This is a genomic window from Streptosporangium sp. OZ121 (assembly GCF_051918885.1).
In the GTDB taxonomy this organism is placed as follows: domain Bacteria; phylum Actinomycetota; class Actinomycetes; order Streptosporangiales; family Streptosporangiaceae; genus Streptosporangium.
In genome coordinates, this window is record NZ_JBPXMC010000005.1 from 102734 (window position 1) to 126421 (window position 23688).

The 23688-nt window shown below is 72.1% G+C and carries 23 protein-coding genes and 2 pseudogenes; 12 read left to right on the forward strand and 13 right to left on the reverse strand.

The features are described from left to right. Positions 1 to 296 precede the first annotated feature (296 nt). Complete coding sequence (locus ACTOQ1_RS12555) at positions 297 to 1223, forward strand: class I SAM-dependent methyltransferase (RefSeq protein ID WP_440066729.1); 927 nt, start codon at positions 297 to 299, stop codon at positions 1221 to 1223. A 50-nt stretch (positions 1224 to 1273) separates the two neighbouring features. On the opposite strand, the gene ACTOQ1_RS12560 is transcribed toward ACTOQ1_RS12555, so the two are convergent. Beyond that, entirely contained in the window at positions 1274 to 1882 is a 609-nt protein-coding gene (locus ACTOQ1_RS12560; protein ID WP_440066731.1) for a TetR/AcrR family transcriptional regulator, read from the reverse strand. 41 nt (positions 1883 to 1923) lie between these two features. Between ACTOQ1_RS12560 and ACTOQ1_RS12565 the strand changes: the two genes are divergently transcribed. From ACTOQ1_RS12565 to ACTOQ1_RS12575, 3 genes are all read left to right on the forward strand, one after another. After that, positions 1924 to 3096, forward strand: a complete 1173-nt coding sequence (locus ACTOQ1_RS12565) for a macrolide family glycosyltransferase (RefSeq protein ID WP_440066733.1) — start codon at positions 1924 to 1926, stop codon at positions 3094 to 3096. A 132-nt stretch (positions 3097 to 3228) separates the two neighbouring features. Continuing rightward, positions 3229 to 3672, forward strand: coding sequence for a CBS domain-containing protein (locus ACTOQ1_RS12570; RefSeq protein WP_440066734.1), 444 nt, complete (start codon positions 3229 to 3231; stop codon positions 3670 to 3672). Continuing rightward, on the forward strand, positions 3669 to 4961 hold the full coding sequence (locus ACTOQ1_RS12575) for an ArsB/NhaD family transporter (protein WP_440066735.1): 1293 nt from the start codon (positions 3669 to 3671) through the stop codon (positions 4959 to 4961). The genes ACTOQ1_RS12570 and ACTOQ1_RS12575 overlap by 4 nt, the downstream gene beginning before the upstream one ends. Before the next feature lie 63 nt (positions 4962 to 5024). Here ACTOQ1_RS12575 and ACTOQ1_RS12580 read toward each other — a convergent pair whose 3' ends face one another. Continuing rightward, complete coding sequence (locus ACTOQ1_RS12580) at positions 5025 to 5885, reverse strand: alpha/beta fold hydrolase (RefSeq protein ID WP_440066737.1); 861 nt, start codon at positions 5883 to 5885, stop codon at positions 5025 to 5027. Positions 5886 to 5994: 109 nt separating this feature from the next. Between ACTOQ1_RS12580 and ACTOQ1_RS12585 the strand changes: the two genes are divergently transcribed. Continuing rightward, positions 5995 to 6624: a TetR/AcrR family transcriptional regulator gene (locus ACTOQ1_RS12585; protein WP_440066739.1), complete on the forward strand. Its 630-nt coding sequence runs from the start codon at positions 5995 to 5997 to the stop codon at positions 6622 to 6624. Then, the gene (locus ACTOQ1_RS12590; RefSeq protein ID WP_440066740.1) at positions 6621 to 7880 is read left to right on the forward strand and encodes a glycosyltransferase; all 1260 of its coding nucleotides are present in this window, start codon (positions 6621 to 6623) and stop codon (positions 7878 to 7880) included. The genes ACTOQ1_RS12585 and ACTOQ1_RS12590 overlap by 4 nt, the downstream gene beginning before the upstream one ends. Positions 7881 to 7966: 86 nt before the next feature. Here the strand turns inward: ACTOQ1_RS12590 and ACTOQ1_RS12595 are convergent, their stop codons facing one another. From ACTOQ1_RS12595 to ACTOQ1_RS12615, 5 genes and pseudogenes are all read right to left on the reverse strand, one after another. Continuing rightward, the gene (locus tag ACTOQ1_RS12595; RefSeq protein ID WP_440067173.1) at positions 7967 to 8569 is read right to left on the reverse strand and encodes a DsbA family protein; all 603 of its coding nucleotides are present in this window, start codon (positions 8567 to 8569) and stop codon (positions 7967 to 7969) included. A 30-nt stretch (positions 8570 to 8599) separates the two neighbouring features. Continuing rightward, positions 8600 to 9865, reverse strand: a pseudogene (gene nhaA, locus ACTOQ1_RS12600) (Na+/H+ antiporter NhaA); the annotation flags it as partial. A 314-nt stretch (positions 9866 to 10179) separates the two neighbouring features. After that, positions 10180 to 10449, reverse strand: a complete 270-nt coding sequence (locus ACTOQ1_RS12605) for a hypothetical protein (RefSeq protein WP_440066742.1) — start codon at positions 10447 to 10449, stop codon at positions 10180 to 10182. 146 nt (positions 10450 to 10595) lie between these two features. Beyond that, positions 10596 to 11144 carry an NUDIX domain-containing protein gene (locus tag ACTOQ1_RS12610; protein ID WP_440066744.1) on the reverse strand — a complete coding sequence of 183 codons (549 nt, stop codon included), beginning with the start codon at positions 11142 to 11144 and terminating at the stop codon, positions 10596 to 10598. After that, complete coding sequence (locus tag ACTOQ1_RS12615) at positions 11141 to 11491, reverse strand: DUF952 domain-containing protein (protein ID WP_440066745.1); 351 nt, start codon at positions 11489 to 11491, stop codon at positions 11141 to 11143. Before ACTOQ1_RS12615 ends, ACTOQ1_RS12610 begins: the two co-directional genes overlap by 4 nt. Positions 11492 to 11679: 188 nt before the next feature. Between ACTOQ1_RS12615 and ACTOQ1_RS12620 the strand changes: the two genes are divergently transcribed. Both ACTOQ1_RS12620 and ACTOQ1_RS12625 read left to right on the forward strand, forming a co-directional pair. Continuing rightward, positions 11680 to 15459, forward strand: coding sequence for an nSTAND1 domain-containing NTPase (locus tag ACTOQ1_RS12620; RefSeq protein ID WP_440066747.1), 3780 nt, complete (start codon positions 11680 to 11682; stop codon positions 15457 to 15459). Between the two features lie 162 nt (positions 15460 to 15621). Next, positions 15622 to 16044 (forward strand): hypothetical protein, encoded by a 423-nt coding sequence (locus tag ACTOQ1_RS12625; protein WP_440066749.1) that lies wholly within the window; start codon positions 15622 to 15624, stop codon positions 16042 to 16044. Positions 16045 to 16189: 145 nt separating this feature from the next. Here the strand turns inward: ACTOQ1_RS12625 and ACTOQ1_RS12630 are convergent, their stop codons facing one another. Beyond that, complete coding sequence (locus ACTOQ1_RS12630) at positions 16190 to 16462, reverse strand: hypothetical protein (RefSeq protein ID WP_440066750.1); 273 nt, start codon at positions 16460 to 16462, stop codon at positions 16190 to 16192. Positions 16463 to 16537: 75 nt separating this feature from the next. Here ACTOQ1_RS12630 and ACTOQ1_RS12635 point away from each other — a divergent pair, with 75 nt between their 5' ends. Then, complete coding sequence (locus tag ACTOQ1_RS12635; RefSeq protein ID WP_440066752.1) at positions 16538 to 17329, forward strand: CPBP family intramembrane glutamic endopeptidase; 792 nt, start codon at positions 16538 to 16540, stop codon at positions 17327 to 17329. 52 nt (positions 17330 to 17381) lie between these two features. Here the strand turns inward: ACTOQ1_RS12635 and ACTOQ1_RS12640 are convergent, their stop codons facing one another. Together ACTOQ1_RS12640 and ACTOQ1_RS12645 are read right to left on the reverse strand one after the other, a co-directional pair. Then, positions 17382 to 17789, reverse strand: a complete 408-nt coding sequence (locus ACTOQ1_RS12640; protein ID WP_440066753.1) for a VOC family protein — start codon at positions 17787 to 17789, stop codon at positions 17382 to 17384. Then, on the reverse strand, positions 17786 to 18553 hold the full coding sequence (locus ACTOQ1_RS12645) for an arsenate reductase/protein-tyrosine-phosphatase family protein (RefSeq protein ID WP_440066755.1): 768 nt from the start codon (positions 18551 to 18553) through the stop codon (positions 17786 to 17788). Before ACTOQ1_RS12645 ends, ACTOQ1_RS12640 begins: the two co-directional genes overlap by 4 nt. 116 nt (positions 18554 to 18669) lie before the next feature. On the opposite strand from ACTOQ1_RS12645, the gene chrA reads away from it, so the two are divergent. Continuing rightward, complete coding sequence (gene chrA, locus ACTOQ1_RS12650) at positions 18670 to 19860, forward strand: chromate efflux transporter (RefSeq protein ID WP_440066756.1); 1191 nt, start codon at positions 18670 to 18672, stop codon at positions 19858 to 19860. A 190-nt stretch (positions 19861 to 20050) separates the two neighbouring features. On the opposite strand, the gene ACTOQ1_RS12655 is transcribed toward chrA, so the two are convergent. Together ACTOQ1_RS12655 and ACTOQ1_RS12660 are read right to left on the reverse strand one after the other, a co-directional pair. Continuing rightward, the gene (locus tag ACTOQ1_RS12655; protein WP_440066758.1) at positions 20051 to 20635 is read right to left on the reverse strand and encodes a GNAT family N-acetyltransferase; all 585 of its coding nucleotides are present in this window, start codon (positions 20633 to 20635) and stop codon (positions 20051 to 20053) included. 63 nt (positions 20636 to 20698) lie between these two features. Next, positions 20699 to 21025: a DMT family transporter gene (locus tag ACTOQ1_RS12660; protein ID WP_440066760.1), complete on the reverse strand. Its 327-nt coding sequence runs from the start codon at positions 21023 to 21025 to the stop codon at positions 20699 to 20701. A 142-nt stretch (positions 21026 to 21167) separates the two neighbouring features. On the opposite strand from ACTOQ1_RS12660, the gene ACTOQ1_RS12665 reads away from it, so the two are divergent. Together ACTOQ1_RS12665 and ACTOQ1_RS12670 are read left to right on the forward strand one after the other, a co-directional pair. After that, positions 21168 to 22130 carry a radical SAM protein gene (locus ACTOQ1_RS12665; protein ID WP_440066762.1) on the forward strand — a complete coding sequence of 321 codons (963 nt, stop codon included), beginning with the start codon at positions 21168 to 21170 and terminating at the stop codon, positions 22128 to 22130. A gap of 147 nt (positions 22131 to 22277) precedes the next feature. Then, positions 22278 to 22604: pseudogene (locus tag ACTOQ1_RS12670) on the forward strand (malic enzyme-like NAD(P)-binding protein); the annotation flags it as partial. Between the two features lie 329 nt (positions 22605 to 22933). On the opposite strand, the gene ACTOQ1_RS12675 reads toward ACTOQ1_RS12670, so the two are convergent. Continuing rightward, the gene (locus tag ACTOQ1_RS12675) at positions 22934 to 23626 is read right to left on the reverse strand and encodes an HAD family hydrolase (protein WP_362692135.1); all 693 of its coding nucleotides are present in this window, start codon (positions 23624 to 23626) and stop codon (positions 22934 to 22936) included. Positions 23627 to 23688: the final 62 nt, after the last annotated feature.

The following is a 23688-nucleotide window of genomic DNA, read 5'->3' on the forward strand; positions in this document are numbered from 1 at the left end:
AGGACCGTCCCCCGATCGGCCTCGACGCCCAGACGCACGACGCGGTCCGGCCGAAATCCTCGGAATCTTCGACCGCGAGGCGCGCCGCGGCCACCAAACCCGCGAGGACACCTCCGAGGCGAGCCGCACACCGCGGTGATCGGTCCCTGGCGGCCGCTCCTGCCCCCCGCCGGAGGGCTCGCGTTCGAGACCGGCTCCTCACGCCGCTTGCGCGTCACGCGGCCCGGCAGGCCATCGTCTTGCCTTGTCGGCAAGATTGCACGCCTGCGGCGCATGAGGCTCCTAGCGTGGTCGCCATGACACCCACCGCCCCGCACACGGCGCACCACCACCACGACGCCCGGTCCGATCACCAGCACGGACGGGAGCACGACACCGAGGGCGAGATGGCCCAGCTGCTCGACCTGGACGCGGAAGTGCTCGCCGACCACATCGCGTCCATCGTCGCGTGGCTGCCCGTCACGGCCGCCCCCCGGCGGATCGTGGATCTGGGGTCCGGCACCGGGGCGGGCACCTTCGCGCTGCTGAAGCGCTTCCCCGAGGCCGAGGTGGTCGCCGTCGACGCCTCGCCCCACCACCTGGGCCGCCTGCGCGACAAGGCGGCGTCGCGGGGCCTGGCCGGCCGGGTCCGCACCGTGCAGGCCGACCTCGACGGGGCGTGGCCCGAGCTCGGCGCGCCCGAACTGGTCTGGGCGTCGGCCTCGTTGCATCACATGGCCGATCCCGACCGCACCCTGCGCCAGGTGCACGACGCGCTCGCGCCGGGCGGGCTGCTCGCCGTCGTCGAACTGTCCGGCTTCCCGCGGTTCCTGCCGGAAGACGCCCCGAAGGACCGGCCCGGTCTCGAGGAACGCTGCCACGCCGCGCTCGCCGACCATCATGCCGAGCGGATGCCGCACCGCGGCGCCGACTGGGGCCCCCGGCTGACCGCCGCCGGCTTCGGCGTCGAGGGCGAACGCACGATCACCGTGAACCTGGAGCCGCCACACTCCGAGGCGGTCGGCCGCTACGCGCTGAACGGCCTGCGGCGCGTGCGCGCCGGCGTCGCCGGGTCGCTCCCCGCCGAGGACCTCGCCGCCCTCGACCGGTTGCTCGACACCGACGGCCCCCACGGCCTCCTGCGCAGGGACGATCTGACGGTGCGCACCGAACGCACCGTGTGGGCGGCACGACGACAGGGACGGTCCGCTCACCCCGCCGTACGGCCGGACCGCGCCACCTGATCCTCACCCGCCCCGGTGGGCACCGACGCCCACCGGGGCGGCCGGGAGACCTACCGGACCGCCAGCCGGTCCAGGTGGTAATGCACGCTCGCCACGGCCTGGTCGGGATCGCGCACGCCGAGCAGGATGTCGAAGGCCAGGCCCTCGATCATGGCGAGCAGCGCGATCGACTCGCGTTCGGCGTCCAGTTCGGGCCGCATCTCGCCGGCCCGCTGGGCCTGGCCGATCAGTTCGGCGACCCGCTCGTGCAGCCAGTGGTACCCCTCCCGCAGGGGCTCGGCCAGGTGGGGGGCGTCCGCGGCGCGGACGCCGAATGCCTGGACGACGCGGCGTTCGGCCCGGCGGCGGGCGTCCAGCGGCAGCATCTCGGCGACCATCACCCCCAGGACGGCCCGCTCGGAGACGGACTCGCCGAGGTCGCCGAGATTGCCGAGTCCGGCCACGATCCGCGCGGTGACCTGCTCGCCCATGTAGTCGATCACGTGCCGGAGCAGCTCGTCCTTGCTGTGGAAGTAGTGCTGCACGGCCCCGAGGGAGATGCCCGCCTCGACGGCGATGTCGCGCAGCGTGGCGCGGTCCAGCCCGTGGCGGCCCGCGACGCGCAGCACGGCCTCGGCGATGTGCCGGCGCCGCTCGTCGTGATCGACCTGCTTCGGCATGCCCTCCCCTTTTCCATACGTACGTATTATAATACACCGGTATGGCAACCGTTGCGTTCTTCGCCCCCGCCGCCTCCGGACACGTCAACCCCACGCTGGGTCTCGCCGCCGAGCTCGTACGGCGCGGCCACCGGGTCACCTACGCCACCACCGCGGCATACGCCGAGCGCGTCGCCGAGACCGGCGCCGAGGTCGTCCCGATCACCTCCACCTGGGAGGGCCGCGACGACATCGAGGCACCGCAGATGCACGGCAGGGAGCTCGCCCGCGCCATGGGCCTGCTGCTCGACGAGACAAGGGCGACGCTCCCGCAGTTGAGCGGGGGCCCGCCCCCCGACCTGGTGGTTCACGACGGGCCGATGGGCTGGTGGGGCCGGATCCTGGCCCGGCGATGGCGGGTGCCCGCGGTGGAGACCTGGCCCAACCTGGTCAGCAACGAGCACTGGTCGATGGCCACCGAGTACACGAGGTTCAACCCGCTGAGCCCGCGCTTCCTGCTCATGGCCGTCCGGCTGGACCGCTTCCTGCGGGCGGAGGGGTTCCGCGACATGCAGGCTTTCATGCGGGGCGACGAGTCCGCGCTCAGGCTGGTGATGCTGCCGCGCGCCTTCCAGTACGCCGGCGAGACCTTCACCGACCGGTACGCCTTCGTCGGCCCGGGCATCACCGAGCGCGCCTACCAGGGCGGCTGGGAACCCTCCGGTGATCTCCCGGTGGCGCTGGTCTCGCTGGGCACCGCCTACAACGACCGGCCCGGCTTCTACCGCACCGTGCTGCGCGCGGCGGCGGATCGGCCCTGGCAGGTCGTGCTGGCCGTGGGCGAGGTGGACCCGAGGACGCTGGGACCGGTGCCGCCCAACGTGGAGGTGCACCGGCACGCGCCGCAGCCGGCCGTGCTGCGCCACGCGCGGGCATTCGTCACGCACGCCGGGATGGGCGGCACGATGGAGAGCCTGCACTTCGGGGTGCCGATGGTGGCGGTGCCGCAGATGGCCGAGCAGCGGGCCAACGCCGACCGCGTCGCCGCACTGGGCCTGGGCACGGTGCTGCCGCCGGGCGAGATCACCCCCGACGCGCTGTGGCGGGCCGTGGAGGAGGTGGCCGGCGACGAGCACGTTCGCGAGCGGCTGGCGTGGATGCGGCGGGAGATGGCCGCCGCGGGCGGGGCTCCGGCGGCGGCCGACGCGGTGGAGAAGGTCCTCGGCCGCCGGTGACGTGGCCCCGCGAGCCGTCGAGCCCGGCAGGACGTGGATTTCTCCCGGATCGTCGATCATTGATAGGGTCCGTCGAGGGTGCGCCGGGAAGTCTGGTCGGTAGTTCTGCCGCCGACCCCTGAAAGGGCCCTCATGCGCGCTCGTGACCTGCTCGTCGATTTCCCCACCGTCACCCTCGACACCTCCGTGCTGGACGCGGCCCGGCTGCTGGCCGACCAGGATCTGCCGGGCCTGATCGTGGTGGACTCCGGCGGGCTGCCGCTGAGCATCCTGGCCGGCACCCAGGTGCTGGCCCTGGCGGTGCCCGGCTACTGCCAGGACGATCCGGCGCTGGCCCGGGTGGTCGACGAGGCCCACGCCGACGCCTTCCTGCGCAACGTCGCCGGCCAGACCGTACGCCAGGCGCTGCCACCCACACCGCGCGAGCTACCGGTCACCGACCCGGACTCCACCGTGCTGGAGATCGCCGCGCTGATGGCCCGCACCCACAGCCCGCTGGTCGCCGTGGTGGGCGAGGGCCGCCTGCACGGCGCGGTGACGCTGCAGGCGCTCATGGACCGGATGCTCGCCTCATGACGGCTCTGGCCTGGCTGTCGGTGGCGGTCTTCCTGGGCGCCTACGCGCTGATCGCGACCGAGCGGATCCACCGGGTCGCCTCCGCCCTCGGCGGAGCCGGAATCATGCTGGTCATCCACGCCAGCGACGCCGAGGCGGCGTTCTTCTCCTCGGAGACCGGTGTCGACTGGAACGTCATCTTCCTGCTGCTGGGCATGATGGTCATCGTCGGGGTGCTCAAGCAGACAGGCGTGTTCGAGTACCTGGCGATCTGGGCCGCCAAACGGGCCAGGGGACGCCCGTTCCGGCTGATGGTGCTGCTGGTGGTCATCACCGCGCTGGCCTCGGCGCTGCTGGACAACGTCACCACGGTGCTGCTGATCGCGCCGGTGACCTTCCTGGTGTGCGAGCGCCTGGCGCTGCCGGTGGTGCCGTTCCTCATCGCCGAGGCGCTGGCCTCCAACATCGGCGGGGCCGCCACCCTGGTCGGCGACCCGCCCAACATCATCATCGCCAGCCGGGGCGGGCTCACCTTCAACGACTTCCTCGCGCACATGGCACCGATGATCGTCATCCTGATGGTGGTGTTCGTCGGCCTGTGCCGGATCATGTTCCGCAAGGCGTTCGTCTACGACCCCGAACGCGCCGCCGGCATCATGCAGCTGAACGAGCGCGAGGCCATCGCCGACCGCACCCTGCTGTGGCAGAGCCTGGTCGTGCTCGCCCTGGTGATGGCCGCCTTCGTGCTGCACCCGGTGCTGCACTACGAGCCCTCGGTGGTGGCGATCCTCGGCGCCGGGATCCTGGTGGCGGCCACCAAGGTCACCACCGGGCAGGCCCTCGCCGAGGTCGAATGGCCCACCCTGGTGTTCTTCATGGGACTGTTCGTCATGGTCGGCGCCCTGGTCGAGACCGGCGTCATCGGCCAGATCTCCCAGGCCGCCGTCGGCGCCACCGAAGGCCGGTTGGGGCTGACCGCGATCGGCCTGCTGTGGGCCTCGGCCGGCATCTCGGCGATCGTGGACAACATCCCCTACGTGGCGACCATGAGCCCGATCGTCGCCGACCTGGTGCAGGCGAACGGCGGCCACGACCACGCCCAGGTGCTGTGGTGGGCGCTGGCCTTCGGCGCCGACCTGGGCGGCAACGCCACCGCCGTCGGCGCCGCCGCCAACGTCGTCATCATCGGCATCGCCGCCCGCAACCGCACCCCGATCAGTTTCTGGGAGTTCACCCGGTACGGTCTCATCGTCGCCTTCGTCACCGTGGCGCTGGTGACGCCCTACCTGTGGCTGCGCTACCTGATGTGAACCCCTGTCCCGCCTCCCGGGCGGCGAGGTACGGCCGCGGGCGGGAAGAGCCGGGTGAACGCCTCACCCCGCGGCGAGGAAGGCCCTGATCCTCGTGGCGATCGCGGGATAGTCGGACCCGAACCAGATCATGTGGCCATCGGCCCGGCTCTCGGCCAGTTCGGCCCCCGGGACGGTCGCGGCGAGGGATTCGGCGTGGGCGAAGGGGACCGAGCGGTCGGTGCGGCTGGCGATGACCAGGGTCGGCTGGGTGACCTGCCCGGCGCAGTCGGGCACCGGCAGCATGTCGTTGACGAAACCCTCACCTGAGCGCATGAGCGTGAACAGCGCGGCCAGTTCGGCCTGGTCGTGCTCGCTCAGGCCGGCCATGACCTGGCCGACGGGCCGGGTGGACAGGTCGCGCAGCAACAACCGCAATCCCGCCCTCGGCGCCGCGCGCATCAGCAGCCGCACCGCCGCCCAGGACGCCGCCTCGACGCGGGCGTTGAACACCAGGCGGCCGGCCAGGCGGGTGCGCCGGTCGCCGGGCCAGGGCAGGAAGCCCACCGCGCTTTGCAGGATCACCCGGCGCACCAGATGCGGGTGGCGGGCGGCCATGGTCAGGGCGGTGCGCCCGCCCGCCGAGATGCCCACCACCGCGGCGACCCGCTCGATGCCCAGGGTGTGGCACAGCTGCGCGACGACGTCGGCGAAGGCGGCGGGCGTGGTGGCGGTGGCCAGGGGGGTTCGTCCGTACCCGGGGCGAGAAGGGGCGAGCACCCGGTGGCCGGAAGTGGTGAAGACCTCCTCGCCCAGGGCCAGCGCGGCCCGCATGTGACCACCGTGGAAGATCACGACCGTCTCGGGCCCCTCGCCCTCCAGCCGGTACTCCACCGCACCCGCCGCCAGGCGGGCGGTGATCGTCTCTCGCTCCGAAGCCGTCATGGGCCGCAATGCTCGCATGCCCGTCAACGGCTGCATAACCGGTTCGTTGCCGCCTTCCCGGCCCCTCACCCCTTCCCTTTGAGCTGAACGTTTGTTTAGTATGCTGAACATGCGTTCAGACAGTGATCTCACCGCGCGGGCCCGGATCGGGAACGCGGCCCTGGAGCTGTTCGGCTCCGAGGGCGTCACCCGGGTGAGCATCCGCGCCATCGCCGCCAAAGCCGGCGTCTCGCCCGCCCTGGTGGTGCACCACTTCGGCTCCAAGGAGGGCCTGCGCGCGGCGTGCGACCAGTACGTGATCTCGCTGGTGCGCGGTGATCCCGACGACCCGGTCGACCTGAAAGACGCCTCCGGCCTGGCCGCCATGCTGGAGGAGGCCGAACCGGTACGGCGCTACCTCGCCCGCGCCTTCCTGGACGGCACCCCCGAGGCGGCCGCGCTGTTCGACGAGATCGTCGAGACCACCGGCGCGTGGCTGGAGCGGGGCAGCGCCGAAGGGTGGATCCGCCCGACCGGCGACGCCCGGGCCCGCGCCGCCCTGTACGTGACCTGGCTGCTGGCGCCGCTGGCCTTCGGTGAGCACCTGTCGAGGGTCCTGGGCGTAGCCGACCTGCACCAAACCGACGCCACCCTGCGCTACTCGCGGACCTCCGTGGACATGCTCACCCACGGCGTGTTCACCGACGAGCGCCTGCTCGACGCCTGGGACGCCCTCGCCGCGAAGCGGAGAACCCGATGAAGGTCCTCATCCTCACCCACGGCACCCGCGGTGACGTCCAGCCGTACGCCGCCCTGGCCCTGGCCCTGCGACAGGCCGGTCACCACGCGGTGCTGGCCGCCCCGGCCGCCTCGGCCTCCCTCGCCGAACCGCACGGCCTGCCCTTCGCTCCGGTGCACGACGGTCCCAACACCCTCATCGACGACCCCCAGATCCGCCGGGCGATCGAGAGCAACTACCGCGGCATGGCCGGCAAGAAGATCGCCCTGCAGGTCATGCGGGCCAGCAAGCCGCTGATGGCGCGGGTGTTCACCGACATGGTCACCGTCGCGCAGGAGGGCGCCGACCTCGTCGTGTACGGCCCGAGCGTCCCGGGCCATCGCATCGCCGAGGCTCTGGGGGTGCCCGCCGTGGCGGCCCTGCTGCAGCCGGTGTGGGTGCCCACCGCCTCCTTCGCCAACCCGATGATCCCCCTGCCGCTGCCACGGGCGCTGAACCGCGCCTCCTACCTGCCGTTCCGGCTGATGCTGCGCTCCTTCGGCGCGGTGGCCGACACGACGCTCGACCTGCCCCGCCGGCGCGGCCGCCACGACTTCCTGCGCCGCCCCGACGGCGGCCCGGCCACCGTGCTGCACGGCTTCAGCCGCCACCTGCTGCCCTCCGGCGCCGAATACCCTCCTCAGGTCCACACCACCGGGTTCTGGTTCCTGCCCGCCGCCTCCACCTGGACCCCGCCACCGGATCTGGCCGCGTTCCTGGCCGCCGGAGCGCCACCGGTCTACATCGGCTTCGGCAGCATGGCCGGCACCGACCCCCGCCGCATCGGCCGCGTCGTCACCGACGCGATCGCGCTGACCGGCACGCGCGCGGTATTGGTGTCCGGCTGGGGCGGCATCGCCGTCGACGACCCGCCCGCCCTGCCCGAGGAGGTGTTCCTGCTGGACGAGGCCCCGCACGACTGGCTGTTTCCCCGCATGGCCGCGATCGTCCACCACGGCGGCAGCGGCACCACCGGCGCGGCGCTGGCCTCAGGACGACCGCAGGTCATCTGCCCCTTCGTCGCCGACCAGCCGTTCTGGGCCGCCCGCGCGCACGCCGCGGGCGTCGCCCCCGCGCCGCTGCCGCAACGCCACCTCACCGCCGAAGGACTCGCCGCCGCGATCCGCCGGGCCGTCGGCGAGGAGGCCATGGCCCGGCAAGCCGACCGGCTCGCCGAGGCCATCCGCGACGAAGACGGCACGAAAGCCGCGATCGCCATCTTGGAGTCACTCACTTGATTCGCCGGCCCTTCGCGACCGGCCCGGACACGGTAGCCCGAATCTTCACCGCGCACGGGCTCGAGCGCCCGGTCAGGGGCTCGTTCCTATCGCCGCGACGAGTCCAGGCCGGCCCGGGCTCGCGCCGACCGGATGGCCGAGGAGAGGCCGTCGAGGTCGAAGGCGCCGTGGTGGCGCCGCCCGTTGATGAAGAACGTCGGCGTACCGGACACGCCGCTGACGTCGGCGGAGTCGACGTCGGCGGCGATCCGGGCGACGACCGTGTGATCGTGGAGGTCGGCGCGAAAGCGCTCGACGTCGAGGCCGAGGTCGCGGGCGTGGCCGATGAGGTCGGAGGGACGCAGGCGGTCCTGGTGGGCGAGCAGGCGGTCGTGCATCTGCCAGAACGCTCCCTGCGCGGCGGCGGCCTCGCCGGCCTGGGCGGCGAGCTGGGCGAAGGGGTGGACGTCGGTGAGCGGCAGGTGCCTCCAGACATAGCGGACGTCGCCGAGGTCGGCCAGGATGCGGCGCACGACCGGTTCGGCCTGGCCGCAGTAGGGGCACTCGAAGTCGCCGTACTCCACGACGGTCACCGGCGCGTCGGCGGGGCCGCGAAGGTGGTCGCGGGCGGGGTCGACGGGAGCGGCCAGGTCGACGATGGTCTCGGCGGTGCCCAGCAGGGCGCGGACGCGCAGCCGTGCCGGGAGCATCGCGGTCGCGCGGGAGACGGCCCAGGTGACGACGGGCGCGCACACCGCCGCGGCGAGGATGCCGAACTTGGCCTCCTGGAGCTGAGGGCCGTCGAAGGCGAGGGTGGCGATCAGCAGGGAGACGGTGAAGCCGATACCGGCGATCGCTCCGCCGGCCGTCACGGCGGCCCAGCCGACCGGCGGGCGGACGCGGCCCCGGCCGAGCAGGGTGACCAGCCAGGAGGAGAGGATGATCCCGACGGGCTTGCCGACCGTGTAGGCCAGCAGGATGCCCAGGGTGATCGGGGAGACGAGGGCTCGCGCCAGGAAGTCGCCGCTGAGGGTTATCCCGGCGTTCGCCAGGGCGAACAGGGGGACGACGACGTAGCTCGTCCAGGGATGGTAGAGCTATTGCAGCCGCTCGTTGGGCGAGATCGCCGAGGTGAGACCTCCCCGGGCCGAGCGGGCCAGCTCGGGGGTCGGCTGCTCGCGAAAGAGGCGGAACAGGTCGGTGGCGCGTTCCAGGTCGTCGCGGGAGGCCGGGGAGGCGTAGGTCAGCAGTCCCATCGCCAGGCCGATGATGACCGGTTCGACGCCGGAGCGCAGCAACGCGACCCATGCCGCGGCGCCCAGCAGGGCGTAGACGAACCCGTGGCGTACGCCGGTGGCGCGCACCGCCAGGATCACCGCGAAGACGGCCACCGCGGCCAGCAGCGGTACCGGCGTGACGTGCTCGCTGTAGAAGATCGCGATGACCGCGAGGGCGATCAGGTCGTCGACGACGGTGACGGTGAGCAGGTAGGTGCGCAGCCGGGCGGGCAGGCGGGATCCGAACAGGGCGAGCATGCCGAGGGCGAACGCGGTGTCGGTGGACATGGCGGCGCCCCAGCCGTGGACGGCCGGGGTGCCCGCGTTGAGGCCGAGGTAGATCGCGACGGGGACGATCATGCCGCCGGCGCCGGCGGCCAGGGGCAGGACGAGCCGTCTGCGGTCGCGCAACTCCCCCATGTCGAACTCCCGGCGCGCTTCGAGCCCCACGACGAAGAAGAAGAACGTCATCAGGCCGGTGTTGACCCACTGGCGCAGGTCCTGGGAGACGCCCGAGTCCCCGAAGGTGACGGACAGCGGGACGCGCCAGAACCGCTCGTAGGCGAGGGGGGCGACGTTGGCCCAGGCCAGGGCGGCCAGCGTCGCGGCGAGCAGGACGACGGCACTGCCGGTTTCCGTGCGCAGGAAGTCGCGCAGCGGAGTGGTGGAGGTCTGTGCCCACACGGTCCGCGCGGGCGGTGGGGCGCCCTCCCGGCGGGGGGTCGTCATCGTCGGATCCTCGTCGGGCGCATTGTGGTCTCCCCCGTGCCTGGCGGTCTCGCGTCGCGCGGGGCGCGGACCGGTGGATCACGTGTCGCCGGCCGGTCGGTGCCGTCCGTGGCCTGTGGGCGGGGGGTGGCGCTTCTCGCGCCGGCGCGTTCTCGTGTGTCGCCGGCGTCGCCGCCGAAGTCGCCCCCAGGGTACCCAAGGGTCCACCCCGGCGGTTCTCGCCGGGGCGGGCCGAGCCGGAGCGGGAGGAGGGCCGAGCGGGGCGGGGGCGGCGGCCACCTCGGCCGGCGCCCGCCCCGGACGGGGGCGGGAGGTCAGGGCGGGGGTGATGACCTGAGTTTCCTGACGAAGCGGGCGGCGGCGCGGTGGCTCATGCCGGTCTCGCCACGGACCAGGAAGACGGCCTGGTCGAACTGGCCGGAGGCCTTGAGTTCCAGGAGCCGTTCGACGAGTTCGGGGCCGATTCCCCCGCCGACCAGGGCGTTCCTGGGGCGTTGTGCCGCTCGTACCGCGAAGACGATCAGGGCGATGACCGCCGCCACGACGACCGCCGTCAGGAGGAGGATGACGATCGGGTTCGACATGGGCTGAGCGTACCGCCGCGAAGCCGCCAAAAGGCGGATGTGATCACTACATTCGGGACAGATGCGGTGATCTGCTGCAGGCCATGCTCGATCGGGTTTTCCGGCTCCGAGGCGGCCGGTCAGGTCTCTCAGGCCGGGCAGGTCTCTCAGGCCGCCCCGCGCAGCAGGAGCATGGCGTAGGCGGCGATCGAGTTACTGTCGGTGATGGCGCCGTTGCGGATCATCTGTTCGAACTCGGCGCGCGACACCCAGTCCTGGCGCATGTCCTGTTCGGTGTGCTCGCGCTCGTGGGCGCCGGCGGTCAGACCGGTGGCGAGGAAGATGTCGTAGTTCTGGCCCATCGTGCCGTGCGCGTTGTCCAGGCGCCCCAGGTGGGTCATCGAGGTGGCTCGCAGGCCGGTCTCCTGGGTCAGTTCGGTATGGGCGGTGACCAGGGGTGAGGGGCTGTCCTTCACCCCGCCCTGGGGGAAGTTCCAGGTGCGGCGCCCCACCGGGTAGCGATACTCCTCCACCAGGTGGAACCCGTCGTTCTCCATGGGCATGACGATGGCGAAGTCCGGCGCGTCCACGACACCGTAGATGCCGTGGGAGCCGTCGGGGCGCTCGATGCGGTCCTCGCGCACGCTGATCCACGGGTTGGTGTAGACGACCATGGAGTCGAGGGTGCGGATCGTCGGTCCGGATACGTCGGTCATGCGCGGAGCCTACTGAGCGGGCCGGGGCCGGGCGGGGTGAACGGCTGGACGGCGGTCACCGCGGTGACCGGCAGCGGCCCGTAGATGTGCGGGAACGCCTCGGGTGAGTCACCGGGCACCTCCTCCATGCGGACGTCGAGCCCGGCGGGGTCGACGCTCAGCAGCACCAGGGGGTCGGTGACGTCGCGGTAGAAGCGCTCCACGACGCCGCGCAGCTGCTCGTGGTCGGCGCAGGCGTGGATGAAGCCGACGTCGTCGAGGGTGCGGCCGATCGTGGAGACGCGGTACTCCCCCGCCTGCCGGGCGGCGTCCCAGTCGGAGGCCAGGGCGAGATGCAGAATGGTCATCGGATGACATGCTGCCCTGCCCACGCCCGTCGTTCAACCGGGGGCGTCCTGGGCGGCCCCCCACCCGGTTCCCGCTGCGTGACCTCGCGGATGTCGTCGCCGACCGCTTGGCGAGGGAGGGATGTCCTCCTCCTGACAAATGTCCGGAGCTGTCAGACAGCCGAGGGCGCCTGTTCTACGATCGCGGCATGGAGGACGCCAGAGCGCGGTTCGCTCGGCGATTGCGGGCGTTGAAGGACGCCTCGGGGCTCTCGGTGCGCGCTTTGACGATCGCCAGCGCCCGTACGCCTCGCCGCCGTGAGGGCCGGGATCCGATCCGGCTGCCGCACAGCACGGTCGACGGGATGATCAGTCAGAGCAGGCCCGTGCGGCCTGAGCGGCACAACTTCGAGGTGTTCGTCGACACCTGTATCCGGGTGGCCGCCGAGACCGGACGTGTACTGCCCGATGGGCTCGGTGACCGGGAGGCGTGGGATGAGGCCTACCGGGCACTGAACGATCAGATCGAGGAGCGCGAGCCGGTCCGCTCCGTCCCCCGTATCACCCGCACGGCGGAACCGTCGTCGCCCTACCGGGGGTTGGAGGCCTTCGGCCCTGCCGACGCCGACTACTTCTTCGGCCGCGACGCGCTGACGGCCGCGCTGCTGGATCGGATCACCGGCATCGGCGGCCTGCTGATCGTCATGGGCCCGTCAGGTTCGGGCAAGTCCTCCCTGCTGCGAGCCGGCCTGGTACCCGCGCTCGCCCGTGACGCCGTCACCGCCCCGGTCGTCTTCACCCCGGGCGCCGAACCGCTGCGAACCCTGTGCGACCTGGCCCAGAGCGGCGACGAGGCCGGCACCGACCGGCTGGCCGGGATTCTCAGGACGCGATGGTCGAACAGGGCCGTCATCATCGACCAGTTCGAAGAGGTGTTCACCGCCGGACAGGAAAGCCGCCGCAGCACGTTCGTCGAGGTCGTCACAGCACTGGGTGCCGGCGCGGGCGGCCCGCTGGTGGTCGTTCTCGGGGTGCGAGCCGACTTTCTCGGCCACTGTGCCCAGTACTCGGCCCTCGTCCCCGCGGTCGAGCGCCCGGTGGTCGTCACGCCGATGACGCGGGAGAACCTGCTGGAGGTCATCACGGGCCCAGCGCGGCTGGCCGGCCTGACTTTACAGGACGGCCTCGCCGAGCTGCTGCTGGAGGACCTGCGCAGTGATCGCAATCACGCCGATGCCGTGGGGGTGCTGCCGCTGCTGTCCCACGCGCTGCGTGAGACGTGGGCGCACCGCGAAGGCACGGATCTGACGTTGGCCGGGTACCGGGCCTCGGGGGGCATCATCCGGTCGCTGGCCCAAAGCGCGGACGCCACCGTCAACGGCCTGGACCCGGTTGCTCGCCAGACGGCTCGCCGTCTGCTGACGCGGTTGGTCCACGTGGGCGTCGATGCCGCCGACACCGCGCGGCGGATGCCGCTCACCGGCCTGCCCGCCGATCCGCGCCTGCGGCAGGTACTGGATCATCTGGCGCGGGCCCGGCTGCTGAGCGTCGACGCCCAGAGCGTGCAGATCGCCCACGAGGCGCTGATCCGCGGCTGGCCGCGGCTGCGGACCTGGATCGAGGAGGATCGCGCCCACCTGGTGGTGCTGCAGCGTCTGGACGCCGACGCGGCCGCCTGGCAGGAGGGCGGGCGCGACGCGGCCTACCTGTACGCCGGCAACCGGCTGCAGACGGCGCGTGACGCCTACGATGCGGCCTCGTGGGCGCGTCCGGCCGACGACGCCTTGGCCCACGCCTTTCTGGCCGCCTCGCAAGAGGCCGCCGCCCACGCCAGGCGCGCGGCCGTGCGCAGGCGGCGACTGGCCCGTGCCGCACTGGTCCTGGTGAGCGTCCTGGCTTTGGCGGCCTCGGCCACCGGGGTGCTGGCGATGCGCACGGCCGACCGGGCCGAGGCACAGCGCCGCGAGGCCGTGTCACGGCTGCTGACGGCGCGCAGCGACGCGATGCGCACGGCCGACCCGATCGTGGCCGGCCTGCTCGCCGTGGCGGCATGGCGCTACACGCCCACCGAGGAGGCCAGGTACAGCATGCTGGCGGCGCTGGCCACTCCGCTGGAGGCCGTGCTGAACAGTCCGTCCGCCGACATCGGCGCGGTCGCCATCGGCCCGGACGGCGAGACGGTCGCGACGGGAGACACGAGCGGGACGGTGCGTCTGTGGGACATCACCGGACGGCCCAAGGGGGCGCCGCTGACCGGACACAGGTCCGGTGTCTACCCCATCGTGTTCAGCCCGGACGGCGCCGTCATCGCCTCGGGCGACGGGGACGAGGAGCATGACGGTGTCGTCCTGATCAGGGACGCCGCCACCGGCCGGCCGCTCACCTCACCGCTGACCGGCCACCGAGGCGCTCTGAGCGCCATCGCCTTCAGCCACGATGGCGCGACGCTGAGCACGGCCGATGAGAACCAGATCGTCCAGCGCTGGGACACCAAGACCTGGCGTCGCCTCGGACCCGCCTTCGGGCCGCTGCGCGAGGGCGATGACGCCTGGACCCTGTTCGGTCCCGGCGGCTCGGCGCTGGCCGTCCGGACGGACCGCTTCAGCAACACCTCGAGCTGGCAGGTCCGGGATCTGGCCACCGGCCGGCCGTACGGGCCCCCCATCGTGGCCGGTGAACTGGCGTTCAGCCCGGACGGCCGGACGGTCACCACCTCCAACGACAACCTCGGTGAGGACGGCGGCCTGATCCAGCAGTGGGACCTCACCACCCACCGCAAGATCGGCACCCCGGTGCGCGTCGGCACGTCGATCTATTCGATGACCTACAGTCCCGACGGCCGGACCGTCGCGATCGGCGGTGGTGACGGCGTCGTCCGTTTCCTCGACGCCCGCACCCGCCGGCCGACGGGGGCCGTCCTGCGCGGGCACAGCACCTTCGTCTCCGATCTGGCCTACTCCGCCGACGGCGCCCACCTGATGACCACCGCCACCGAGCGCAACGCCCGCATCTGGGACACCACGAGCTGGGCCCAGGTGTCCGGACCCGCGCCCGCGCCCGCGGCCGACCGGTTCGTCAGCGCGGCCGCGATCAGCGGCGACGGCCGCGTCATGGCCATCCAGACGGATGGAATACGCCCGCGTGGTCCCTCGCGGAGTTCCGTCCGCCTCCTGGACGCGGCCACCGGGCGGCCGACCGGCGACCCGCTCGACCTCGGGCCGAGCGATTCCTTCCCCAGCGGCATCGTCATGGGCCGCGATGGCCGCCTCCTGGGGATCAGCGCCGGCCGCTTCCTCTCCGGCAAGGACGGTGGCATGACCACCGACGGCACCCGGCTCAGGGTCATGGACCTGGCGGCTCGCCGCCAGGTGAGCACGGTCGACCGTCTCCCGGGCTCGGTCAACGCCATCGCGATCAGCCCCGACGACAGCGTGATCGCAACGGCAGGGGCCAATCTCACGCTGCGCAGCACGACGACCCTGCGGCAGATCGCGGCCTCGCCGGCCCTGGGCTTCGACGTCTATGCCATGGCCTTCACCCCCGACGGCAAGGCGATCGTCACGGCGGAGACCAATGGCGCCGACACCGGAGGCCTCATCCGTGTACTGCGCGTCGGCGACTGGGCGCAGCTCGGCAACCCCTTCCCCAGCCCCGCCTCCGTCACGGCCATGACCCTCAGCCGGGACGGCGCCTATCTGGCGACCGGTGAAGACGACGGCTCCCTGCGCCTGTGGGACGTCCGGTCGCGGCGCCAGATCGCGGTCGCGCCGCCCGTCGGCCCCACCGAGGAGCCGGTGAACGTGACGTTCGACCCGGAGGGCACCACCCTGCTGGCCGTGGCTCGCGACGGCACCGCCAAGCGGTGGCCGCTGCGGCTGACCTCCGACCCCTACCGGCAGGTGTGCGCGGTGGCCGGCCGGTCGCTGACGCCGAAGGAGTGGCGGGAATTCCTGCCCGCGGGCGAGCCGTACACGGCGACGTGTCCGTGAGCTGTCCGGTGCCGCCGGACACCGGGGAACCGGCGGAGGCCAGGGCCTGACCAGGCCGGAAGAAACCACGCACGGGGAAAGCGTCCGGCCCGCTGGCCGGACAGGCCGTCGCGTCCGCACTGTGGGCTTCGACCAAACCTCCCTGCTTCCTGGAGCCCTTCCATGCGCGCTTACCCGCTCACCGCCACCCTCCTCTCCACCGCGCTGCTGTCGGCCGTCCTTTCCACCGCGCCCGCCCAAGCCGCGCCCGCCCAAGCCGCGTCCGCCTCAGCCGGAGGAGGCAGGTGCTCGGGAACGAGTTGCTCGTTCTCCTTCTCCCCCGCCACGACGGCCGCGATGAAGAAGGCCGCCGACCGGGCCGGCTGGCTCGCCGGACCGACCGCCGACATCATCTGCCTCCGCATTCCCAACCGCCTGGTCAGGTTCGCGTGCTCGGCGGCGCTGCTCTTCCCCTACAACAAGGCCAAGAAGCGCCTCACCGAGGCCTACGCCGAGGGCGGCTGCTTCGTGGTCAAGGCCGAACTGGGGTTCACCGTGCCCATCAGGTTCACAACCGCCTCAGCCGGCGACCCCTACTGCGGATGATCCAGGAATGCCGTCAACGAGCGTGCCACCGGCTGCCGTATGCCGGTGGCCCCCGTCGAAGGCTCCAGGCGGGTCACCGGCATCAACCCCGGAGGCGGCGGGCTGAAGGGCGTGTCCCGGGATTCCCGGGACACGCCCAGCCCGGTCAGTACACTTCGATCTTGTTCGCGTTGATGTCGTCCAGCACCGCGATGATCTGGCTTTGACATCCACTCCGCCCTGAAGGACGGAGATTCCGGGCTCGTACTTCGCCGGGTCGGTGGGCGGCGCACCGATCAGCGTCCTGCGCCAGTACATCGAGCAGGGCGAAACACACGTCCCGGTGGACGGCCTCGAAATCGCTGCCGGCGCTCACCCGCGGCATCTCGGTGATGAGATCGTGCCTGCCGTGCGGCTCGGTTAGGTATTTTCCGCTCATGAGACATTGCGTGCCGAGTTCTTTCAGGGTCTCCGTCGTTCCGAGCCGCCCCGCGTGCCCGTGAGATCAACGTCGGTGACAGGGACCGGAACTCCCCCCAGAAGGTCGCCGGGCGCGTTCTTCCTGCTGGTCTTCGCCCTCACCGCGCCCTTCTTGGCGCTCGACGCCATGGGCGGGTCGCAGATCCTGCCCGGTATCCCCCTGTCGGGGCTGGCCTTCGTCTGCCCGGCCGTCGCCGCCGTCGTGCTGAGGTACCGCGAGGACGGGATCGCGGGCGCGCGGGCGTTTCTGGCGCGGTCGTTCGACGGCCACCGGGTCTCGGTGAAAGCCTGGTACGTCCCCACCCTGCTGCTGTATCCCGCCGTGGTGACGGCGTCGTTCTTCCTGCTCCGCCTGACGGGGACCGCCCTGCCGGATCCGCGTTTCTCCCTGTCGTCGACGCTGCTGCTCCTCCTCGGGTTCTTCGTCGGCGCCCTGTGCGAGGAACTCGGCTGGTCGGGGTATGCCACGCAGCCCCTGCAGGAGCGATGGGGAGCCGTACGGGCCGGTCTCGTCCTCGGAGCGGTCTGGGCCGTGTGGCACTGGGTGCCGCTGCTGCAGGTCCAGCGCTCCGCGTCCTGGATCGCCTGGTGGTCGCTCGGCACCATCGCCGCACGGGTGATCATGGTCTGGCTGTTCAACCACATGGGCCGCAGCGTCTTCGCCATGACGCTCTTCCACATGATGCTCAACGTCGCCTGGCAGCTGTTCCCCGTGAACGGATCGCACTTCGACATGCCGCTGGTCGCGGCCCTCATGACGGCCGTCGCCGTGGTCATCGTCTTCGCCGGGGCACTGACCTCACCGCGGCGAGGCTCGCTGCGCTGACCTCCTCGGTGCTGTCGAAGGCCGGCCAGGACGCGGTCGCGGCGGGCGCCGGTCAGGCTCGGGCCGGTGTGGTGGCGGCCGGGGTGCGGGCGGGTTCGAAGAGTTCGACGAGGTTGCCGGCGGGGTCGGTGAGCAGGATCTGGCGTCCGCCGGGGCCGGCGACCACGTCGCCGTGGAAGGACAGGCCGGCGTCGCGGAGCCGGTCGGTCTCGGTGTCGAGGTCGTCGACGACGAGGTGGATGCGGTTGCGGCCGGCGGGGGTGCCCGGGGGCGTGGCGCGGGCGCCGGAGCTGGCGGGCCCGGACAGCAGGAGCCGCAGCGGTCCGCGTACGACGTCGGCGAAGGCGGGCGTGGCGTCCAGGCGCAGGGTGAAGCCGAGGTGGGTGGTGTAGAAGCCGACGGCCGCGGTCACGTCGTCGACGAGGTAGCGGACGGTGGCGAACTGGTCGGGTGCGGTCATGGCTGGGCCTCTCGCGGTGTGAGAACGGGGAGCAGGTGGCGGACACGGGTGTCGATCTCCGCCACGGTGCGGGCGAAGGCGGGATATCCGGCCTGTTCGGCGACGGGGTCGGGGATGCTCCAGTGGACGCGCCGGGAGTGGTCGCCGAAGTCGGGGCAGACCTCGCGGACCTTGTCGCACAGGCTGACGACGTGGTCGAAGTGGCGCCCGGTCAGGGTGTCCAGGTGCCGGGGGCGCTGGTCCCCGAGGTCGATGCCGTAGCCCTCGCGCAGGGCCCGGACGGCGTCGGGGTGCAGGCGCGGCCGGGGGTGGCTGCCCGCGCTGGCGACCTCGAGGTGGCCGCCGCCGCGGTGACGCAGCAGGGCTTCGGCGATCGGTGAGCGGGCGCTGTTGCCGGTGCAGGCGAACAGGACGGCGGGCGGTAGCGCGGGCGCCAGGGGTGGCCGGGGTGGCGGCGGGGCCGGGGTGAGGCGCAGCGCGGGGTGCAGCGCGAGGCCGGTGGCGGCCAGGGCGTGGGCGCAGCGGTCCAGGTCCAGGTGGTAGTAGCTGTCGCGGGCGTCGGCGCTGCTGCGCCGCGTGGTGACCAGGCCGCCGTCGCGCAGCAGCCGCAGATGGTAGGAGACCAGGTTCTGCGGGTGATCCACCAGGTCCACCAGCTCGCGTACCCGGTAGTCGCTCGTGGCCAGCTCGGTCAGCAGCCGCCACCGCAGCGGATGGCCGGCCAGCCCTAAGAAGGCCGGGGCGGGTTGAGCGGGAGTCACCACGTCGTGATAATACATCAAACAGATTTGATGCATCAGGCTCGGCGGGCATATCCGGCCTGGGCCCTGATGCGGGTCCCCGCGCCGGGCGACCCGCGCGACCAAGGGAAAGAGCGACAGTGGCAGACGAACAGGTCACCGGCGGTCCGGCCGACGGCCCCGAAGGCGGCAAGGTGTCCTGGCGTACGGTTCGGGAGGTGGCGCTGCTGTTCCTCAAGCTCGGCACCATCGCCTTCGGCGGCCCGGCCGCGCACACCGCGATGATGCGTGATGAGCTGGTACGCCGCCGCGGCTGGGTCAGCGACGAGCGGTTCGTCGACCTGATGGGCGCCACCAACCTCATCCCCGGCCCCAACTCCACCGAGCTGGCCATCCATCTGGGCTTCGACCGCGCCCGCCGGCGCGGCCTGATCGCCGCCGGCCTCTGCTTCATCCTCCCGGCCGCACTGATCGTCACCGCTCTGGCCTGGGCCTATGTCACCTACGGGACGACACCCGCCGTCGAGGGCATCCTGTACGGCATCGTCCCGGCGGTGATCGCGATCATCGCCCACGCCCTGTTCGGCCTGCTGCGCACGGTGATCAAGAACGTGTGGTTCGCGCTGCTGGCCGTCGCCGCCCTGGCCGCCTACCTGCTCGGGATCAACGAGCTGCTCGTGATGGCCGCCGGCGCGATGCTCGCGGCGGCGGCGCACGCGTTCCGCCGCCGCCAGGAGGCCGCGCACGGGATGCTCGCGCTGCCGTTGCTCGGCCTGGGCTCGCCGCTCTTCCCCGATCCCACCGGGGGCCAGCTGGCGCAGCTGTTCCTCACCATGCTGAAGATCGGATCGGTGCTGTACGGCAGCGGCTACGTACTGCTGGCCTTCCTGCGCGGCGACTTCGTCGAGCGGCTCGGCTGGATCACCGGCCCGCAACTCGTCGACGCCGTCTCCATCGGCCAGGTCACCCCGGGCCCGGTGTTCACCACCGCCACCTTCATCGGCTATCTCATCGCCGGCCCCGCCGGAGCGTTCCTGGCCACCGTCGCCATCTTCCTGCCGTCCTTCGTCTTCGTCGGCCTGCTCACCAAGCTCACCGACAGGCTCCGCTCCAGCGCCTGGACCTCCGCCCTGCTCGACGGCCTCAACGTCGCCGCCCTGGCCCTCATGGCCGGCGTCTCCTTCCAGCTCGGCCGAACCGCGATCGTCGACCCCCTCACCGCCGTGATCGCCCTGGCCACTTTGGCGCTGTTGTGGAGGACCAGGCTCAACAACGCCTGGTACATCGCCGCCGGCGCCGCCATCGGCCTGGCCCACACCCTGCTGACCTAAAGGACTGACCTGAAGGCCTCCCCGGCGAACGACGCCGCGCCCACCCGCCCCTGACCGCCGGCCGGGCACCGCGACCCGCGGCGCGTCCTCGCGCGGCGGGAGGCGCGCCTCCGGTTCGAGGAACTTCGGCATCGGGGCGACGCCGGGTCGCGCGGTCCCGGCCGTGTTCGCCGGCAGGGCGAGGTCCTTCTCATCCAGCCGGTACGGGGGTGGTCCGGTGCCGGGCGTGCCACTCGCGTCGCAGGATGGCGTAGACGAGCTCGCTGGTCCACTCGCCCTTGACGATCTCGTTGTCGACGAGGTGGGCCTCGCGGCGCATGCCGAGTTTCTCCAGCACCCGGGCCGAGGCCTCGTTGCGGGCGTCCAGGCGGCCGACGATGCGGTGCAGGCCCAGGCCGTCGAAGCCGAGTTCCAGCATGACCCGGCCGGCCTCGGTGGCGTATCCCCTGCCGTGGTGGCCGGGGTGGAAGACGTAGCCGATCTCGCCGGCGCGCTGTGAGCGGCTGTGCCAGATGAGGAGGACGTCACCGAGCAGCTCGCCGGTGGCGGCCAGTTCCACCGCCAGGGTGAGGGACTGTCCCTCCTCCAGCAGCGCCGTCTCGCCGATCTTTCTTTCCAGTGCCTCGCGGGTCTGCTCGCGGTCGCGTGGCTCCCAGTACAGGTAGCGGGCGACCTGGGGCAGGCGGTGGATGGCGTACAGGCCGTCGAGGTCGGCCGGGGTGTAGGGACGCAGGATCAGGCGGTCGGTCCGGATGGGGTAGGAAGGCTTCAGCACCGGGCCAGATTAGGCCGCCCGCCGCGCGGCGGGCGAGGCATTATCGGCGGGCTCGGGCGGGGTTCAGTGGGTGCTCCCGGCCAGGTTGAGCACCACGACACCGCCGATGATCAAGATGATGCCCGCGATCTTGGCGAGGCTGATCGTCTCACCGAGGAAGAGCACGCCGATGGCGGCGATGGCGGCGGTGCCCACTCCGGCCCAGACCGCGTAGGCGGTGCCGACCTCCATCTGCAGTTTGAGCGCCTGGGCCAGCAGGATGAACGCGGCGGCGTAGCCGGCGACGACGAGGACCGACCAGCCCTTGTGGGCGAACCCGTCGCTCAGCTTGAGGGCGGTGGTCGCCACGATCTCGGCGATGATCGCCCCGGCAAGGATCAACCACGCCATAATTCCCCCACTCCCCCAAAAATCGGCACAAACATACCATTTTCCATTGATCGGTGATGGCCGGGTCCCGGGAACGAGACCGTCCGGCGCCACGACCTGCCCGGCTTGCGAGCGGTGTCGAAAGCGTGTTCCACTGGGCCGCATGCCATGGGACGCGCCCGCCCTTCTCGCCGCGCCGCCCGACGTCAGGCCGCGCATCGAGCGCTCCGCGCTGACCAGGGTCCACGGGGCCCTCACCTGCTACGAGGTGCAGGCGCGCACCGCACTGGACCGCACCCCCGAGGGCTGGGCGGTCAGCCCCTACCGGGGGTGTGCCCAGGCCTGCCGTTACTGCTCGGTGCGCCGGGGACACCGCTACCTGGGGCTGAACGCCGAAGACGACTTCGACTCCCGGATCGTGGTGCGCACCAACATCGTGCGGAGACTTCGCGCGGAGCTGGGCTCGCGCTGGGACGGCGAGCACGTCACCGTCGGTGTGGGAGGCGACTGCTACCAGGGCGCCGAAGAGGTCTACCGGCTGATGCCCGGCCTGGTCACCGCGTTGCGCGAGGCCGGGGCGCCGTTCACCGTGTTCACCAAGAGCCGGTTGATCCTGCGTGACGCCGATCTGCTGGCCGCCACCCCGGGGGCCGGAGTGGTGGTCTCGATCGCCTTCGTCGACGACCGGATCCGCCGCAGCGTGGAGCCCGGCGCCCCCAGCGCGCAAAAACGCCTGGAGCTGGTGGCCGAGCTGAACGAGCGGGGGGTGGCGTGCGGGGTGGCGATGGCGCCGATCCTGCCGCTGCTGACCGACTCCCCCGACCAGCTCGCGGCCACCGTGCGCCGCGTCGCCGACGCCGGGGCCGTCAGTCTCGTGCCGCACGTGCTGCGCCTGCCCCCCGGTGCCCGTGAGTGGTATCTCGCCTGGCTGGGTGAGCACCATCCGGCGCTGGCGCCTCGCTACGCCGAGCTGTACGGCAGGGGCGCCGACGCCGAGCCCGGCTACGTGCGCGGCCTGACCGGCCAGGTGGCTCGGCTGGCCGCCCGCTACGGGATGGGCCCGGCACGGCCCGAGCAGCCCCTGCCGCTGGCCCTGCCCCGGCAGGCTCAGCTCACCCTCATCTGAAAAGAGACAGTAAGCAGCAAAGAGAATCTTTGTCCTGATTGTGGCGTCTGTCGCCGTGCTCTGGGGAGGGCACGGCGAGTACGAGTCCGCACGCCGGGCGTGCGGCCGAAAAGCGCCGACGGACGGGGAAAGACCATGGGCAAGACGATGTCGCCGGGCAGGAACCGGCAGCCCACGCGGACGCGCCGCGGCTTCACGGAGAACCCCGACGGAAGCCGCACCACCCCGGGACGCGGCCTGGAGGTCACCGGCTGGCTCAGGGACGCCAAGGAGAACGGGATCGGGTTGGGCGAGGTGTATCCGGGACTGGGACTGGGGGTGATCGTCTCGCGCGCCCGGCGGGTCAGCGACGGCATGCTCCAGGCCGCGGCCGAGGCGGCCGGCTCGATGGCCGGCGTCTCGGCCCCCGGCGCCTCGCTGCTGCCCCCGGTCGGCGACCTGCGGGAGGTCTCGGCCACCGTCGCCGTCGCTGTCGCCCGCCGGGCCGCCGCCGAGCATCTGGCCCGCCTGGACCTGCCCGACCCCGTCCAGCAGGTCCAGGACGCGATGTGGCAGCCGCACTACCGGCCGGTCAGGAGGCCTGACGGTGGCCGCCCGCCATCCGCGCCGCGCGCGGGAGGCCGCGGCCCTCGTCAACGGCGAGGCCGGGCGCCTGCCCGGTTGGAAGGCCGACCTGAGCTGCCGGGTCTGCGACGAGGTCGTCGTTGGCGACCTGGACGCGGAGTTCCCGTTGTACGTCTGGCAGACCGGCTTCGGCAGCCGCCGACCCCGCCGACCCCGCCGACGGGACCTGAGGCCACCTCTCAGAAGTGGTCCAGCAGCTCGGGGAACCTGCCCAGCCGCAGCACCCGCTCGTCACCGGGGTCGAGGTCGCTCTGCTCCAGCGCCCAGGTGTGGTCGTTGGGGATGAACACGGCGTTCATCCCCGCCTGCCGGGCCGGAAGGATGTCCGACTTCGGGGAGTTGCCGATCATCCAGGTCGTCGCGGGCGCCAGCGCGTGCTCGCGGGCCAGCCACCGGTAGGTGCCGACGTCCTTCTCCGCCACGATGTGCACGTCACGGAAGTGGTGGGCCAGCCGCGAGGCCTCCAGCTTGCGCCGCTGCTCGTCCAGGTCGCCCTTGGTGAGCAGCAGCAGCTCGTGGCGCTCGCCCAGGGCCGTGAGCGTCTCGGCGACGCCCTCGACCAGCTCCACCCGGCGCTCGACGAGGGCCAGGGCCAGCTCGTCGATGCGGCGGCGCTCGGCCTCGGTCGCGGGACGCTCGCTCAGCCGCTCGAAGCACTCGCCGAGACTGCGCAGGAACATCGTGCTGCCGTATCCGTGGGTGACGGCGTTGGCCGCCTGGATGTCGTCGAGGACGGCGCGGATCTGGGCCCGCTCCAGGGTCGGATGCGCCAGCCAGTCGAGGAAGTCCTCGACGACCCGCTCGAACAGCACGTTGTTCTCCCACAGCGTGTCGTCGGCGTCGAAGATGAGCACCTGCGCCTGGAGCCTCACACGGTCCTCCCCCGAGAACGTCCTCATCGGCCGCGCCGATCGCGCCCGCCGTCGTGGTCGCC

Bases quoted from the DNA above. Each gene is read 5' to 3' on its own strand.
- ACTOQ1_RS12665 (WP_440066762.1), top strand. From the start codon at position 21,168: ATGCCATGGGACGCGCCCGCCCTTCTCGCCGCGCCGCCCGACGTCAGG.
- ACTOQ1_RS12555 (WP_440066729.1), top strand. From the start codon at position 297: ATGACACCCACCGCCCCGCACACGGCGCACCACCACCACGACGCCCGG.
- ACTOQ1_RS12595 (WP_440067173.1), bottom strand. From the start codon at position 8,569: ATGCTCCCGGCACGGCTGCGCGTCCGCGCCCTGCTGGGCACCGCCGAG.
- ACTOQ1_RS12620 (WP_440066747.1), top strand. From the start codon at position 11,680: ATGGAGGACGCCAGAGCGCGGTTCGCTCGGCGATTGCGGGCGTTGAAG.
- ACTOQ1_RS12660 (WP_440066760.1), bottom strand. From the start codon at position 21,025: ATGGCGTGGTTGATCCTTGCCGGGGCGATCATCGCCGAGATCGTGGCG.
- ACTOQ1_RS12590 (WP_440066740.1), top strand. From the start codon at position 6,621: ATGAAGGTCCTCATCCTCACCCACGGCACCCGCGGTGACGTCCAGCCG.
- ACTOQ1_RS12625 (WP_440066749.1), top strand. From the start codon at position 15,622: ATGCGCGCTTACCCGCTCACCGCCACCCTCCTCTCCACCGCGCTGCTG.
- ACTOQ1_RS12615 (WP_440066745.1), bottom strand. From the start codon at position 11,491: ATGACCATTCTGCATCTCGCCCTGGCCTCCGACTGGGACGCCGCCCGG.
- ACTOQ1_RS12580 (WP_440066737.1), bottom strand. From the start codon at position 5,885: ATGACGGCTTCGGAGCGAGAGACGATCACCGCCCGCCTGGCGGCGGGT.
- ACTOQ1_RS12575 (WP_440066735.1), top strand. From the start codon at position 3,669: ATGACGGCTCTGGCCTGGCTGTCGGTGGCGGTCTTCCTGGGCGCCTAC.
- ACTOQ1_RS12640 (WP_440066753.1), bottom strand. From the start codon at position 17,789: ATGACCGCACCCGACCAGTTCGCCACCGTCCGCTACCTCGTCGACGAC.
- ACTOQ1_RS12560 (WP_440066731.1), bottom strand. From the start codon at position 1,882: ATGCCGAAGCAGGTCGATCACGACGAGCGGCGCCGGCACATCGCCGAG.
- ACTOQ1_RS12605 (WP_440066742.1), bottom strand. From the start codon at position 10,449: ATGTCGAACCCGATCGTCATCCTCCTCCTGACGGCGGTCGTCGTGGCG.
- ACTOQ1_RS12585 (WP_440066739.1), top strand. From the start codon at position 5,995: ATGCGTTCAGACAGTGATCTCACCGCGCGGGCCCGGATCGGGAACGCG.
- ACTOQ1_RS12610 (WP_440066744.1), bottom strand. From the start codon at position 11,144: ATGACCGACGTATCCGGACCGACGATCCGCACCCTCGACTCCATGGTC.
- ACTOQ1_RS12630 (WP_440066750.1), bottom strand. From the start codon at position 16,462: ATGAGCGGAAAATACCTAACCGAGCCGCACGGCAGGCACGATCTCATC.
- ACTOQ1_RS12570 (WP_440066734.1), top strand. From the start codon at position 3,229: ATGCGCGCTCGTGACCTGCTCGTCGATTTCCCCACCGTCACCCTCGAC.
- ACTOQ1_RS12565 (WP_440066733.1), top strand. From the start codon at position 1,924: ATGGCAACCGTTGCGTTCTTCGCCCCCGCCGCCTCCGGACACGTCAAC.